The organism is Marinifilum sp. D714, assembly GCF_030851345.1.
Lineage (GTDB): Bacteria > Bacteroidota > Bacteroidia > Bacteroidales > Marinifilaceae > Marinifilum.
The window spans coordinates 25,737-41,424 of sequence record NZ_JALPNU010000011.1; the positions used below are offsets into that span (position 1 = coordinate 25,737).

A 15,688-nucleotide genomic window follows, 5' to 3' on the forward strand; every position below is an offset into this window, starting at 1 on the left:
GCAATGACATAAAATTAAGGAAAAAGCACCAAACCTTCTGGCATTTAAATCATTAATTATAAAATAGTATCATTCATATCAATTCTTCTTTTGATTATTGTTAACTAATCTGTGAGTTTGTTTACTCATAAACTCGGATATCTCCTATACATTACTGATATACTGCATGATATCGGTGCGTAAAAATCCTTAAATCGAACGAATCTAATTACTGCCTTAACGTTTATTTTTCTATTTTTTAACATTTGCTTTACATTGAAAAAGTTTTACTTTTGCCCACCTTATCAAACTAACAAATTGAAAACAAACAAAATTAGTCTATTATGGATTATGGATTAGCCGATATTTTAAGGCTTATTGGTTCTCTCGGATTGTTCCTTTATGGAATGAAACTAATGAGTGAGGCTCTTCAAAAAGTAGCTGGAGATAAAATGAGATCGATTCTCGCAGCTATGACTTCAAACAGGGTGAAAGGTGTGTTCACCGGAATTCTGATTACAGCTTTAATTCAATCATCATCGGCAACTACAGTAATGGTCGTAAGTTTTGTGAATGCTGGATTGCTTTCACTAGTTGAATCGGTTGGTGTAATTATGGGAGCCAACATTGGTACTACCGTAACCGCTTGGTTGATCTCCATTCTTGGGTTTAAAGTAAGCATGAGTGCCATTTCACTGCCATTAATTGGTTTGGGTCTACCATTCTTATTCTCTCAAAATCGTAGTAAAAAGAATTGGGGTGAGTTAATCATGGGATTCGCTCTGTTATTTATTGGACTACAGTTCTTGAAAACATCTATGCCTGATATCAAGAACAATCCTGAAATCCTTACATTTCTGACTAATTATACTGATATGGGCTTTGCCTCTACCCTTTTGTTTATGAGTATTGGTACATTGCTAACCATTTTGATTCAGTCTTCATCGGCTACCATGGCACTTACTTTGGTAATGTGTAATTCGGGATGGATTAGTTTCGAAATTGCAGCCGCAATGGTATTGGGTGAAAACATTGGTACAACCATTACCGCTAACCTTGCAGCCATGATTGCCAATACATCAGCCAAACGAGCTGCTCGTGCCCACCTTATCTTTAACTCTATTGGTGTACTTTGGATGTTAATGGTACTGCCTTATTTTTTAGATGCAACAGCTTGGGTGAGTCAAAACTTCTTTGGTCAAGGCGATGCATTTACCGATGCCGCAGCTGTACCGGTAACTTTATCATTATTCCATACAGGTTTTAATATCCTGAATGTACTGGTAATGATCTGGTTTGCCAGGTTCATTGTAAAAGTAGTAACTACCTTGGTTCCTGTACGCGAAGATGTTGAAGAAGAATTTAAACTGCAGCACATCAAAACCGGAACTTTATCTACTCCTGAAGCGAACCTATTCCTTGCTAAAAAAGAAATTAGCACCTATGCCAAGAGTACGAAAAAGATGTTCGGTTACGCAAAACAGGCTTTTAACGAAACCAACGATAAATCTTTCAACAAATTATTCGATAAGATCAATCAGCGTGAGGACGAAAGTGATGATATGGAGGTAGAAATTGCAAACTTCCTGACTTCGGTTTCGGAAACTCGCTTAAGCAAAGAGAACTCTGAACGCGTACGTGCTTACTTTAAAATGGTTAGTGATATTGAAAGTGTTGGTGATTCTGCACTAAACCTTGCAAAAGCAATGAAACGCAAGCGTGAACAAAAAGCATGGTTCCCACAAGAATTACGCGATAATATCAATAAGATGTTCGATTTGGTTGACCATGCTTTGGACATGATGCTTGAGAATACCAAAAAAGATTTCTCAGAAGTTAACGTGAAGAAAGCCTGGGAAATTGAGCGTGAAATCAACGATTTCAGAAATGCTTTAAAGGCTGAACACTTGATCAGTGTTGAAGAGAACAAGTACAAGATTCAGGCAGGTATCATCTACAACGACATGTTCTGCGAATGTGAAAAAGTAGGTGACTATTGTATCAACGTAAGTGAAGCAATGAGTGAAGTAAAATAAATTTTTACTTCTTTAGATATTAAGAATCCTCATCCTAATTGGATGGGGATTTTTTTATTTCAAATTCAGATCTAAATTTTGTTTACGACCAAAAATCCTTACATTTGCCGTACTTATGGCTCTTTAGTATCATATCAGAGAACTTTTCGTCCTGAAAAGTTAATTGGGGACTCACCAAACAGTTTTGGTGTACCTATAAGTATCCCCAATTCATTTAAAATTTCAATTATAATTTCAAAAAGAAAACGCAATAGAATTGTTGCATTCAAATGTTAATGATATGGACATTACCAATATTATAGCGCTAAGCAATCGCCCTAAAGTATTTGAAAAAGGAAGCCATCAAATGTGGACAGATCCTTATATTTCAAAAAATCTCCTTGAGATACATCTAAATCCGGAAATCAATTTAGCTAGCAGAAAACCTGATTCAATTCAGGCCAGCTTGGATTGGATTCTTGATTTTAACTCAGATTCTCAACTAAACATTCTTGATTTGGGCTGTGGTCCGGGACTTTATGCCGAAGAACTGGTGAAACGTGGACACAAGGTGACAGGTATTGATTTTTCTGAGAATTCTATCCGTTATGCAAAGGAGCAGGTGAAAATTAAAAAGAATCAAATTAATTACATCTGCCAAAACTATCTGGAAATTGAATATGAGAATCTCTTTGATATAATTATTTTAATTTATACTGATTTTTGTATTCTTCTTCCTGAAGAACAAGAATTGTTGTTGGCAAAAATCAAAAAAGCACTTAAACCTGGAGGTGTATTTGCATTTGATTTTAATAACGATCGCAATCTTGATCAGAAGGTTGGAGCAAAAAACTGGGAAGCAGTTGAGCAAGGATTTTGGAGTCCTAAGCCATACTTATGCCTATCGGAACCTTTTCATTATCCTGAAAAGAAAGTATTGTTGTTTCAGCACACTGTAATACAGGAAAATAAAACTCCAAAAGTGTATCGATTCTGGACTCACTATTTTAGCATGAGTGACATGGAGAAGTTGCTTGATAGAAATGGATTCAAAATTCTGGAAAGCTCGGATAAGGTATTACCTGAAGGAGATTGTTGGTTAGGAAACAATATTAGTTTTGTAATTGCAGGCAGTAAGGAATAATTGCTAAAAATAAGGGATGTCAATATTCAATTGACATCCCATTCTTTTTGTCTTACTGCACACCCCACTTTTTATTTGGCTCAGGGCCCATTTCAAGCTCTAGCTTTCCTCCTTTGTGTAATTCGCTGGCAGGAAATTTAAAGTCTTGCAGGCGCTTGCCATTGAGTTTTGCCGACTGCACATATTTGTTCAGGCGGGAGGTGTTCTTTGCTTCAATCACGAACTTTTCTCCCCTGCCAAACTGTTTGCCTAAATCTATTTCCACCTTCTTGTAGAGCGGACTGGCAATTTCATAGACAGGATCGACGCGACAGCCCCCATCGGTTTGGAACAGGCCAAGAGATGCCATGATGAACCAGGCGCTCATCTGTCCCTGATCCTCATCGCCCAGATAGGCATTGGCAACGCCGTAACCGTAATAACGATCGATGATGGCCCTACTCCACTTCTGCGTTAGCCAAGGCTTTTGCACCCAGTTAAAAAGGAAGGCAAAGTGCATGGATTGCTGATTTCCCTGTACAACGGGATAGTTCCAATACAGGTCGTTCATTCCGTTGAACCTGGTTTTATAGCTTTCGCCAAATCCCCAATCCAATCGCTCCACAAAGCGATCCTTGCCAATGGCTTTTGCCAAAGCAGGAACATCCTGGGGAACGAAAAAGCTTAGCTGCCATGAGTTTCCTTCCACATAGTGGTGGTTGGCTCCTGATTTGTAAGGATCGAAATCGGGAAACCATTTCCCTTTCGAATCTTTCATTCTGGCAAAGCCCATGTCTGGATCAATAATGTTCTTCCAGTAATAGCCTCGCGACAGGAACTTCTTGTAATCTGCCTTCTTACCCAAGGCCTTGGCAAACTGTGAAACCGTCCAGTCGTCGTAGGAGTACTCCAGTGAATTGGAAAATCGTCCCTTGTCGTAGGGCACGTAGCCATATTTCAGATAGCTCACCAGGTCACGGTTCCCGGCAAATCCACCCCCTACTTTTTGGGCAGGAGTTGTTTGCATCTTGCGAACCGCCTCGTAAGCTTTTTCTACGTCGTAATCGCGAATTCCCATTTGGTAGGCACCAACAATCAATGGAATTTCGTGCTCTGCCACCATTACCGGAACATATTCCATTCCGGCAGGACCTTTTGCCAGCCATCCGTTGGAATCGTACATGGCCAGTTGCGATTTCACCCAACGATTGGTCCACTCGGGAGTCACCAGGTTCCAGAACTGGTTCAGGTTCCAGAAGGTGTTCCAAAATGCATCGCAACCCAAGGCAGGAGAAGAAGGATCCTCCATCTTTCGTACCTTTTCGCCTGCATCTCTCCACTCTCCATTTACATCACTGAATATATTACGGCTGCACAATGAGCGATACATGTTGTTGTAAAAACGCATCTTCTCGCGCTGGTCGTTGCTAGATATCTTGATTCGCTCCAGCAATTTATTCCACTCAGACACATGATAAGCTCTTAGGGAATCGAAATCCCAACCGAAAGGATTGGAAACCTCGGTCTTTAAATTCTCAGCGGCATTGTCAATGCTCACATAGGAAATCCCCGTACGCACTTGCACCTGATTGCTTTCCTTGGTGCTAAACTCCACATAACAACCGGCATCCTTAACATCTTTGCCATGAATGGCTTTTGCATTACTAATTTCATCGTTTATCCATGTGCCCATCTTGCCAATGGGCTGATCGAACTCAATCATATAGTAAATGGTGTATTCCTGATCGATGCCTCCGGCCCAGGTATTCTCCGTTAACTGGTGGCTAAAGCCTTCAATTCTGTAATCGCTCACCTGCTTCAGCTCTATCTCCTTGTTCTGATAGGTGTATTCACAAGGAATCTGCAGGTCAATTAAGATTCTTGCACCATCAGAATCTGGAAAAGTGTATCGTTGAAAGCCACATCGTGTAGAAGCTGTTAGCTCCGCCTGAATGTTGTAATCGGTTAAGTCAACACTGTAGTAGCCTATGCGCGAAGTTTCCGTTGCCTTGTCGATTCTCGAACGATAGCCGCTATCCGGATCTTTCTCGTCGCCCACCTTGATTTGCAGAGGGCCGTTGGTTGGCATGATTCCCAATCCTGCCATGGTCCATTCGTGGATATGGCTAAAACATCCTATTGACTCGAAGTTGGGATCGTATCCGGCCTGCCAGCTTGGGTTCTGATTGTCGGGACTTAGTTTCACCATGCTAAATGGCATCCATGGTCCAGGCGCAATCATCCAGCGGGAATGGCCGCTTCCCATTCTCGAATCTACATATTCAGCAGGTGTTCTTTTCTTTTGGGCGGAACGTATCACTTCCCCTTCCTGAATTTTAACGCCATCGGCCCATATCTCGTAGCGGCTCTCTTTGCGAGTTTTCACGGCAGGCATGGGTGCTTCAAATTCGTACCTTCCCTGTTCCACAGTCTCCGAAAAGATATCTTTATTATCAAGGATAACGGTCAACTTGGGAGTTTCCTGCAGGTGTTCCACATCTACCAGCAAGGGCTGGAACGATTTTCCTTCGATGTCTAGCTCATACTCAGCTGCCTTCACACTTCTCAGGTGCACTTTATCATCCGTTATCAAAGTAGCATCCCCGGGAGCTTCCAGCTTAATCTGGTCAAACTTCAACCACGATCCCTGCAGGGTCGTCATGCTAATCTGGTTCCCCCCTTTACGGATAAGGTCGGCAGGCAGAGGTATTTCAATCAGGTATTCCGAAGGATTTGCAGGCAAAGTATCAATGGAAGAGTTCTTGTTGATTGCCGGGATGTTGTATTTCCACGATTTACCGTTTACGATGATCTTGAAAAGGGGCAAGTCTTTCGAATTGCAATCCAGAAGATCTATTGTCAGTTTCCAATCCCCTCTCTTGGGAAGGCTTTCAATTCCAAAGAGGATGTTCAGGGTACTGGACCTCCACCCGGCTGTTCCCCAGGTGCCACCCCAGGTATCGCTAATGCCCGGGATGATGTATGGCCAATCCTTTTTTGCATCCGATTTTCCAATCAGGAAGTACTTGTCTTCCCAACCAAAATCATTGGCGATATAGTCTTTATATCCGCCGGGAGCCAAGGCAAACTCAGCACAGGAATTGTCGTTTTCTCCCAATTGCCAAAGAATCTGCTTGTCCTGGGTACAGGCACTAATAAACAAACTTGCAAGTAGGGTAAAAAAGGCTATTTTCTTCATAGATCTAATACTTATTTCATGAATGCTTTCACCACCATTATTTCACCTTCTTTTTCATTAATGATTTTATAGGATCCCGCAGCAGCAGGAATTACGAAGGTTTCGGCATAATTAAAGCGCTGTCGCATTCCGTTCTGTGTCTCAACAATAATACTTTCCCCTTCCACCAAAGAAAGGACATTGCATCTGTTCTCCGTTTCGATATCCACTTCAGTGTTCAAATGATAACGATGAACATCGTAGGTATGTTTTTCGTGAGTCGGGAGATGATAGTGTTTCCAATCGGCTCCTTCGTTCAATAAAAACGGATGGGAGATCAATTTGTCTTTCACATACTGCCCTTTTCTGTCGAAGCAGAGGTTTTTCATGCCACGTTCAACATTAATCGGACGAGGCTTGCCATCGAAATCTACACGCAACCAATCATACATCTTAAAGGTAAAGATATAGGGAGTGGTACTAATTTCAAGAACCAAATTATCAATCCCCGACCCGTGAATGGTTCCCGGAGGAATCAGGAACAGGTCATGCTTGTTAGAATCGTGAATCTGCACATGTTTGGTGATATCAATCTCCTTTTTGTTCTGATAGCTGTATTGCAAATCGCTTTCGAATGCCTTCGGATCAATCTCTTCCTGAAAGCCCAAATAGCATTTGGCATCCTTTCCTGCATCCAGAATGTAATAGGTCTCCTCTTGTGTGAAGCTCTCGCCGAAATGCTTGTTGATATATTCTGTTTGTGGATGACATTGGATGGATAGGTTTCCTCCATCGAATGTATCCAGAAAGTCGAAACGAATGGGAAACTCAAAGCCATACTGCTGTGAATGTTTTCCCATGACCGCTTCTGTTTCCTGAAACATGATACAGTCAAAGGAAACCTCCAGAAGTTTTCCACTGCTTTCGAACAACAAGCCGTTTTCAGGTACAATCAACTCAAAAGACCAGGCGTAATTCACCACGTCCTTGTTCAGCCCGTCAATCTTATCCATCACCCATTGGCCTCCCCAGGCACCAGGCTCGAACCACGGACGAACGCGGAAAATGTTATTGGCCATCTCGCGTAGGCCATCTCGCAAATCATCTCCCCTCATCCAGGTCACCTCATCGATGCGCTGTTCATCAATTACAATGTCAAACTTAGGCAGAAGCGCCTGCTTGTGCTTGTTCAGAACGATCCAATCGACAAAGTAGAAGCGTTTGTACATGGGTTTGCTCTCCAGGGCTTTGCTAGCCCCCAAATTGGTAATACTCTGTGCGCGGGCTCTAAATTGCAGCTCATTCTTTGGCAGGTCGATGTACAGCAATTTTCCTTCCCAATTGGCCAGGGCAGCACCCGAACCATAGATGATATTCAGGTCAGCGGTGGAGTCTTGCTGCAGGTTCTCCAGTTTCTCCTGATTGAAGAAGTCTGCAAGATCAATGGTCGCCTTGGTTCCAAATATCGGATCGTCTCCCCCCAGAAAAGGCTCTATCATCCTATCAATATCGGCTTCAGCCTTTAGGGCCTCATCAACATGCACCCAATTCACCTTCTTTCCCAGGCTTAGGAACTGATCGTTCAGCTTCTCCCTTATCTTATCGAAGAAAACACCCACATAACCATCAATCACAATGTTTTTCTCATTGCTTAGCTCTTGTGCCAATGTTTCCACCCCTACAAAAACCTTCCCCTCTTCCATTTGCAAGGAAGGATATAGATCGTATTTCCCAACTACCGATTCACTTTGTTTAAGGGGTAGCAAATACTGATCTGACTTTCTTTTGTTCTCCATCTCCATTCTATTTTTCAACTGCATCTTCCAACATTTCAATCGCCTTGTACAACACTCCTGCCGAACCACGGAAGGTTCCCGAGCCTTTTGGCTCATTCTTTTCGGTATACCACTCATAAAAGCCATCATTCACCACCACGCGCTTTGTCATGGGAATCAATTGCTCGTAGGCTTCCTCTACAAATCCGTATTTCACCAATTGCTGAATCATTCTTCCTCCGAACCAGGTCCAGTCTCCCCCATTCTGATAGCCATAAGGGTACATGCCCTTGTTTTCAAAAAATCCTTCCGGATAAGGAGGATACATGGTCAGCCCAATGGATCCGGCACCTGAAGCTTTCACGTTGGCAATCATTTTATCAAGGGAAACTTTGATTTGATCTTTGTTCAGCAAGCCAGCTTCAATGGCTACGGCGGTTCCCCCGTGATAGAAGATCTCATTCTCATTAAAGTCTTTTGGGAAAGGCGAACCATCCAGGTAGACATGAGGAATGAACTTCTGATTTTGATTGTCCCACAGGTATTTCATGGTATTTTTAGCCAACTCATCGTGAATCGTTTGCCACTTCTGCTTTTTGGATGCATCCAGTTCCATAAGATCACCTATGGCAATCAAGAACATGGCATTGTCGTAGATATCAAGACAATATTTGGTATCCTCGGTAATGTAAACGCCCCAAGGGTGACAATGCTGCACATCGCCCCAATCGGAGGTAGTAGCTCCCCAAATCATGCCATGCTCATTGCTCCAACGATGATATAAAAGAAATTCCAGGGACCACTCCATTCTGTCAAGAACACTTTTCTCTCCAATTTGTTCCTGGAGAAAGTCTTTGTCCCCCGTTTTCTGAATGTACTTGTAAACCGCCTGCACCAGTGATGCCTCGTGATCGGTTTCCACCGTATTCTTGTGACCACAGTAAGTTGGCTCCAAATCGTTGTAGATGTATGTGTATCCCCCCTCAACATTTACGGCTTTTTCTTTGGGGATGAAGCCATCAATAATATTCCCGTCGCTGCCCTGAAGGCGGAAGAAAACTCGTAAGTTCTCCTTTAGAATCTCTTTCGGATATACTTCTGCCGACAGTTCAATAAAGGTCGCATAGTCGCGAATCCAAACTTCGCCATAGCCATCCCCTGCATTAAACCCGGTTTTCACAACCTCAAGAGCCTTCTGCTTCACAAACTTAAAGTCAGTATTTTCCATCACCGACTTCTTCAATTTCTCATTTTTTTCTGAGCCAGGCTTACAGCTTACCAAAAGGCTTACTGCAGCCAGAACAATCATTAACTTTCTCATTCGTATATCATTTAGTACAGTTCGTTTGTATTCTTCTTTTCAAACTCCAGCTTTGCTCCCTTTATCAGATCTTGAAAGGAGACTTCCGGTTTTTCCAATACTTTCCCATTCAGTTTTACTGATTTCACCAATAAGCTTTCAGGAGTGTTATTCTTCACTTTAATCTGAATGTATTTGCCAGGATAATAATCTGAATTTAGCTTGATTTTAATTTCATCGAAGGCAGGACTCCCCAATTGCATGCCTGGATTTTCACCCGTCAGACCAGCCACATCAAACAAGCCTATGGAAGCCATAACGTACCAGGCCCCCAGCTGTCCTTGATCCTCATCCTGTCCGTATCCATATCCATGGATGGGATCGGCTCCATAAAACTCATTGCAAATGGTTCTTGTCCAGTATTGTGTTTTTTCAGGTTCCCCTGAGAAGTTGTATAACCAGGGAATGTACAAACTAGGTTGGTTCCCGTGATTGTAAATGGTTTTTACCCCTGCAAAGGCATTTATTTCTTTTCCCCCACCAAAACCGTTCTTACGGGATGTTAGAAAGATAGAATCAAGCCTTTCATTGAATCTTTCTCTCCCAATCTTGCTTACAAGTTTCCGGGCCTCATGGGGAACATAGAAGCTGTATTGCCATGCATTTCCTTCCTGAAATCCCCGCCAGGGTTCCAAAGGGTCAAAATTGGAGATGAATTCCCCCTTTTCATCCTTTGGTCGAATGAAACCTGTAGAAGAGTCGAATATATTTTCCCAGCTACGAGACAGCTGCTTCAATTGATTTGCCTCCTTGCCTCTGTTTAGTTGGCTGGCAAAGTGAGAAACAGCATGAGCCGAGAAGGAGTATTCCAGTATATGAGATGCTGAAAATGCACTCGCCTCGGGTATCTCACCCCAATCTTCCTGGTGGGGTATCAAGCCATTCTCCACAAAACTTTTCACATCCATTTTCCCAGCACCAAGAGGTCGGCCTTCCCATCCCAATTCATTGTTGAGAGCAGCCTGAAGAGCAAAATCGGTATCGTAATTTCTGATTCCACAATTGTATGCCGAAGCAATGATGAGTCCCACATAGTTGGTACCCACGCCAGAAACATACCTGCTATTGGCCAAGCCATCGCTAAACCAACCAGTATCCTTGTATACCTGCAAATGAGTTTGAACAAAATCGTTGTAATATTCCGGCCAGGCCAACGTCCACAGTTGAGTAAGGTTCCAAAATGCGCCCCAAACAGCATCGGTATTGTAGAAGCTAAATTGAGGAGTTCCATCACTTTTCATTGGTAACTGTCCGATGGTACCGTCGTTTTTAGGATAGGCTCCATTCACATCATTTGCCAATCCCCTGCCCAGCAAGGCATGATACAGGCCGGTATAGAATTTAGTCTTGTCAGTCTCGGAATCCCCTTTCACCTGTATTTTATTCAGTTCTGTATTCCAGATGCGATTCGCCTCCTTTTTCGCTTTAGCAAAAGGCATGCTTTCGGCTTTCATATTCTCATACGCATTTTGAACTGAGGTATAGGACAAGGCCACCTGCACCTCTATGCTTTCAGGCTTTTCCGGAGTAAATGAAAAGTACAATCCAGCTCCCTTTCCTGATATGCTATCCTGATTGGGAAAGATTGAATCGCCCTGAAATGTTCCATACTCTTTCATTGCTTTGTTTAGCCTGGCAACAAAGTGCATGCTAACCGTTGATCCTTTTTGGTATTTCTTCACGTATTCAGGGGCTGTTTCTACCCATCCTTCCACGGTATGGTCATCCACCCTTTTTACTTCTGCATTCACAACCGCTCCACTTTCGCCTTGTCGGTTTCCAATGTCGAACAACAAGTTTGCCTTTTTATGGGCTGGATAGGTATAGCGATGAATGGCCACTCTTTTGGTCGAAGTTAGCTCCGCTTTGATGCCGTAATCTGCCAAATCAACCTTATAATACCCTGGCTTTGCTATTTCGGACTCTTTCAAAAAGCGAGATCGGTAACCCAAATCCGGTTGTTCCAGTTTTCCTGCTGTTGTAAGTAGTTTTCCATTGGTTGGCATCAATACAATTCCTCCCAACTGAAACTCATGCACATTGGCAAAACCTTCAATGGATTCATGCCTGTCATCGTAGCCTACAGCTTCCCAGCCCCACTTATTTCCGTAATGACCATTGGTGCTAGGTGCTGGCTTAGCCATTCCAAAAGGAAGTGCCGCAGGAGTGTAAAAGAACCACCTGCTATGTGCCGTTCCAATATTTGGATTAACGTATTTTACCAGGTCTTCACCAGAAGAACAGGACGTAAACAGTACCGTCAGCACTAGTAAAACACGCTGCAGGTTTGTGCTAATGTTTGAACATATGGATTTGTGCATTTTTCCCAAGGATTTAAGTGATGTTGATTATTTGCTAGGTGAGATTCTTCTCAAAAAGAGTATAAAGACCAGGAGTACAAGAATTAACCAGAGTCCTCCATTTAGGTGATATTCCATTGACAGACCAACCAAAAACGGGAAAAAGGCTCCTCCCGAAATGGCCATCATCATTAAGCCTGATATTTCATTTGCTCTTTGAGGATAGTTGCGAACTGTAATGGAGTAAATCAAAGGAAAAATATTGGACACACCCAAGCTGATGATTCCAACAAAAATCCAGGCCAGAATTTCAGTTGAAGTGATAGATAATGCAATAACAGAAAGGATTGCCAGGATACTTGAAATGCCTAAAACCTTTTTGGCATCCCACTTTATAAGGATGATTGCTCCGGCAAATGTCCCTATCATTTTAGCGAAAAAGTATACTGATTTTCCATATTTGGCAGCCTCTTCTCCTACTCCAATCTTCAGGTGTAAAAAGGTGCCAATATTGGAATTCAGCGCCACATCTATGCCCACAACGGCAAAAATTCCCAATACCATTAGAGCAATGTATCGATTAGAAAGAAGCTTAAAGCAGGATGAGATGGACACTTTATCCTCACTTACTGGCTTTTCCTCTATTTTAGTCATGGATAACCACAGGTATGATAAAAGGGAAATCAAGCCAAATAGGTACAAGCCAAATCTCCAGGTGCCTTCTCCCTCATAGTTGAACAAACTTGCCAGAAATGGACCTATAACCGCAGCCACAAAAGGTCCTATCATTGACCCTAAGGATTTGATAAACTGTGAAAGGCTTAAATAGCTTGAGGCTTTCTCTTCTGCTACCACATCTACCAAAAGAGGATTGGCGGCTACCTGCATGATTGTATTTCCCACTCCCAATAAGGAGAATGCGACAAGGATGACAGGCAAATTGTTACCCAATACAGGAACAAATAATCCTATCACAGTAATCAGGATGGCAACATTTAACACTTTCTTCTTCCCCATTTTAGCTTGCCAGATCCCTGCAGGCACCGACAAAAGGAAGAACCAGATAAATGCCACAAAAGGTATTAATTGCAAGAGATATTCAGGCGTATTGGAATTCTGCTTCAATTCATCTACTCCAGTTCCTACCAGATCAACAAAGCTGACCACGAAAAAGGAAAGAAGAACTGGAAGTATCGTATTGGTTTTAGATGTGTTCATAAGGGTCATTTTACTCATTACATGTATTTTAATTGACTTTTCACAAGGCTCCAGAACTCTTCATTGAGCAATTGAGCTCCTCCCACAAATGCAGCAGATTCCTGTAATTCGGAATAGTTGATTTTAACGAGTAAGCCTTCCTTTTTGAATTGTTCATTCATGGTATCATTGAACAAATGGGAAGCTTTGGAAATATTCCCTCCAAACACAATGGCTTCAACCTGAAAGCTTTTGATCCAGGGGGCAAGGAACAAAGCCAGTTTTTCTCCAAAATCGTTGAATAATTCCAAAGCCATAGAGTTCTCTTTGGACAGGTCGGCAAGCTCTTTTACTCCCTTCAACTTTGTTCCGGTACGTTCAAAATATCTATTTACCAATCCTCTGGTAGAGAAATAGTCATCAGCAATACCATTTTCAAAAGGCAAATGCCAAATACAGCCATTTTCAGGCACTTTCTCATCTACAATGACCGGAATTCCATCAGATAAAAAAGCTGAACCCAGACCGGTTCCCAGAGTGATCGCCAATGTATGCTTACAGCCCTTTAGTTGGCCTAAAAAATACTCTCCTATAGCAAAGGCAGTAGCATCATTGATGAATCGAACAGGAATTTCAGGTAAATTCAACCTTTCCTTTAATTCTGATTCTACATTCACCTTATTCAGGCATTGAAATTTGGCATTTTCCCCTGTAAACAAGCCAATTCCTTTTTCGTAATCAAAAGGCCCTGGCATTGCAATTCCAATTCCAACAAGAGATTCAGCACTTAGCTTACCAACACAAGTTTGAATGAGTGTAACGAACCCATCAATAACTTCAGTTTTGCTTCCCTGATTATTCAAGGAAATATGCGAAATGCTTTCAGTAATCAGGCGCTTCTCTGTCAAATCAAAGGCTGCACAACTCGCATGGCTACCTCCGACATCTATTCCTATGGCAATCTGTTTTTTCATACTTTATCTGGTGATGGTAATGGAATAGGTGAATTTTTCGGCAATATAGAAGCCAATGTTGTATTCCAATGGTCTATTACCAGGATCCGATACATAGCGCTCCCGAACCAAAATTGGATCTCCCTTTTTAATCTGCAGACGATCAGCAGTGATCTTTGATGCAAGTTTTGCTTTGATTTCCTCTTTAGATATTGATGGTACTACATGGTATTTATTTTCCAGAATACTATAAAGAGGCTTTGAAAAGTCTTCCTCCCCAGTCATACCTATCCTAGGATGAAAGTAGCTTTCAAAAAACACAAAGGGACCATCGGTAAAACCTCTCAATCTTGACAAGCAGAGAACCTTATCAGACTCATTGATGCCAAAAAAGCTGGCTATTTTAGCAGAAGCCTTCACCCATTTGGCCTCAATCAAGAAATTGACAAAATCAACTCCCTGGTCCGACATCTCCTGTGTAAAACTTTGCCAATTGTCAAGATTCGTAGTAATCCCTTTTTCAGCAACCTTAGTCCCAATTCCTTTTTTACGAATCAACAGCCCTTCATACTCCAGTTTATTGGTTGCTTGTCGCAAAGTATTTCTGGAAATTCCTAAACGCTTCGCTAAATCAACTTCCTTTGGTAAGAACCCTCCATTCTTGTATTCGGGAAGCTCAATCATCTTTCTTAATAATAGCTCCACCTGCGCATGAAGAGGCAATGGACTATTGTGGTCTATCTTTAATTCCATTTTGTACATATGTTTGAACATACAAATCTATTCAATATTTTTTGAATTCCTAAACAAATCTCTTGTTTCGTATTTAGAGCACAAAAAAAGCCCACCCGAAGGTGAGCTTTACAGCAATTATAATTTGTTTAAATATGGTCTTTTTAAGCCAGTATCGCGACTTTATTCGCTTTACTGAGCAAGAGCATTCGCTCCTGAAACAATCTCCAAAATTTCGTTGGTAATTGCAGCCTGACGGGCCTTGTTGTAGGTCAGGTTCAAATCCTGAAGCAAATCAGATGCATTATCAGTTGCTTTGTGCATTGCCGTCATACGAGCACCATGCTCAGAAGCAAATGAATCCAACATTGCTTTAAAGAATTGAGTCTTTAATGATTTAGGAATCAAATCCTGAACAATTTCTTCTTTGTTTGGCTCAAAAATATAATCCGACTGAACATTGTTCTCCTCCTCTTCGTGCTCAACAGGTAAGAATTGTTCGGTAGTTAAAATCTGCACACCAGCATTTTTAAACTGGTTGTACACCAATTCTACCTTATCGTATTTTCCTTCTACAAATTCTTCCATGATCGATTCTGCTAATACCGAAACATTTTCAAAGTTCAAATCATCGTACAAGCTATTGCGTTCCCCAATTACTTTATGAGTCTTCTTCAATATTTCATTAGCCTGCTTACCAATACAAAGCACATCAAGATTCCCTTTTTGGTTTTGCTCTGCATACACTCCATCAGCAAGCACATTAACTTGCTTGATTACATTTGAATTAAAAGCACCACAAAGTCCCTTATTCGAAGTAATTGCGATCAATAATATTTTGTCGGCTTTTCGCTGCACACCATACAAATTATCATCAGGATTTAAACTTCCTGTAAGATTCGAAAGAATCTCATGTAATTTATCGGCATACGGACGAATTTGTACAATGGCATCCTGCGCTTTTTTCAATTTAGCTGCAGAAACCATTTTCATCGCTGCAGTAACCTGTTTGGTTTTCTGAACCGACGAAATACGAGTACGAATTTCTTTTAAATTAGCCATTTGATTCAATTAGT

At 41.8% G+C, this 15,688-nt stretch carries 10 protein-coding genes; 2 read left to right on the forward strand and 8 right to left on the reverse strand.

Features of this window, described 5'->3' with window-relative positions:
• Positions 1–323 precede the first annotated feature (323 nt).
• Both M0051_RS11600 and M0051_RS11605 read left to right on the forward strand, forming a co-directional pair.
• A complete protein-coding gene (locus M0051_RS11600) occupies positions 324–2,015 on the forward strand; it encodes a Na/Pi cotransporter family protein (RefSeq protein WP_306741698.1) in 1,692 nt (563 codons plus the stop codon).
• 280 nt (positions 2,016–2,295) lie between these two features.
• The gene (locus M0051_RS11605; RefSeq protein ID WP_306741699.1) at positions 2,296–3,138 is read left to right on the forward strand and encodes a class I SAM-dependent methyltransferase; all 843 of its coding nucleotides are present in this window, start codon (positions 2,296–2,298) and stop codon (positions 3,136–3,138) included.
• Between the two features lie 52 nt (positions 3,139–3,190).
• On the opposite strand, the gene M0051_RS11610 is transcribed toward M0051_RS11605, so the two are convergent.
• The 8 genes from M0051_RS11610 to atpG all read right to left on the reverse strand — a co-directional run bounded on the left by M0051_RS11610 (position 3,191) and on the right by atpG (position 15,674).
• Entirely contained in the window at positions 3,191–6,316 is a 3,126-nt protein-coding gene (locus M0051_RS11610) for a GH92 family glycosyl hydrolase (RefSeq protein ID WP_306741700.1), read from the reverse strand.
• Between the two features lie 11 nt (positions 6,317–6,327).
• Complete coding sequence (locus M0051_RS11615) at positions 6,328–8,091, reverse strand: class I mannose-6-phosphate isomerase (RefSeq protein WP_306741701.1); 1,764 nt, start codon at positions 8,089–8,091, stop codon at positions 6,328–6,330.
• A 7-nt stretch (positions 8,092–8,098) separates the two neighbouring features.
• Positions 8,099–9,391 (reverse strand): GH36-type glycosyl hydrolase domain-containing protein, encoded by a 1,293-nt coding sequence (locus M0051_RS11620; RefSeq protein ID WP_306741702.1) that lies wholly within the window; start codon positions 9,389–9,391, stop codon positions 8,099–8,101.
• Positions 9,392–9,402: 11 nt separating this feature from the next.
• Positions 9,403–11,751 (reverse strand): GH92 family glycosyl hydrolase, encoded by a 2,349-nt coding sequence (locus M0051_RS11625; RefSeq protein WP_306741703.1) that lies wholly within the window; start codon positions 11,749–11,751, stop codon positions 9,403–9,405.
• A gap of 27 nt (positions 11,752–11,778) precedes the next feature.
• The gene (locus M0051_RS11630) at positions 11,779–12,948 is read right to left on the reverse strand and encodes a sugar MFS transporter (RefSeq protein ID WP_306741704.1); all 1,170 of its coding nucleotides are present in this window, start codon (positions 12,946–12,948) and stop codon (positions 11,779–11,781) included.
• Positions 12,949–12,965: 17 nt separating this feature from the next.
• On the reverse strand, positions 12,966–13,901 hold the full coding sequence (locus M0051_RS11635) for an ROK family protein (RefSeq protein ID WP_306741705.1): 936 nt from the start codon (positions 13,899–13,901) through the stop codon (positions 12,966–12,968).
• 3 nt (positions 13,902–13,904) lie between these two features.
• On the reverse strand, positions 13,905–14,633 hold the full coding sequence (locus tag M0051_RS11640; protein ID WP_306741706.1) for a GntR family transcriptional regulator: 729 nt from the start codon (positions 14,631–14,633) through the stop codon (positions 13,905–13,907).
• A 171-nt stretch (positions 14,634–14,804) separates the two neighbouring features.
• The gene (gene atpG, locus M0051_RS11645; protein ID WP_306741707.1) at positions 14,805–15,674 is read right to left on the reverse strand and encodes an ATP synthase F1 subunit gamma; all 870 of its coding nucleotides are present in this window, start codon (positions 15,672–15,674) and stop codon (positions 14,805–14,807) included.
• Between the last annotated feature and the right edge of the window lie 14 nt (positions 15,675–15,688).

What these genes read in the sequence shown, in the direction of transcription:
- M0051_RS11620 (WP_306741702.1), bottom strand. Translation starts at nt 9,391, where the DNA reads ATGAGAAAGTTAATGATTGTTCTGGCTGCAGTAAGCCTTTTGGTAAGC.
- atpG (WP_306741707.1), bottom strand. Translation starts at nt 15,674, where the DNA reads ATGGCTAATTTAAAAGAAATTCGTACTCGTATTTCGTCGGTTCAGAAA.
- M0051_RS11625 (WP_306741703.1), bottom strand. Translation starts at nt 11,751, where the DNA reads ATGCACAAATCCATATGTTCAAACATTAGCACAAACCTGCAGCGTGTT.
- M0051_RS11640 (WP_306741706.1), bottom strand. Translation starts at nt 14,633, where the DNA reads ATGGAATTAAAGATAGACCACAATAGTCCATTGCCTCTTCATGCGCAG.
- M0051_RS11610 (WP_306741700.1), bottom strand. Translation starts at nt 6,316, where the DNA reads ATGAAGAAAATAGCCTTTTTTACCCTACTTGCAAGTTTGTTTATTAGT.
- M0051_RS11600 (WP_306741698.1), top strand. Translation starts at nt 324, where the DNA reads ATGGATTATGGATTAGCCGATATTTTAAGGCTTATTGGTTCTCTCGGA.
- M0051_RS11635 (WP_306741705.1), bottom strand. Translation starts at nt 13,901, where the DNA reads ATGAAAAAACAGATTGCCATAGGAATAGATGTCGGAGGTAGCCATGCG.
- M0051_RS11630 (WP_306741704.1), bottom strand. Translation starts at nt 12,948, where the DNA reads ATGAACACATCTAAAACCAATACGATACTTCCAGTTCTTCTTTCCTTT.
- M0051_RS11605 (WP_306741699.1), top strand. Translation starts at nt 2,296, where the DNA reads ATGGACATTACCAATATTATAGCGCTAAGCAATCGCCCTAAAGTATTT.
- M0051_RS11615 (WP_306741701.1), bottom strand. Translation starts at nt 8,091, where the DNA reads ATGGAGAACAAAAGAAAGTCAGATCAGTATTTGCTACCCCTTAAACAA.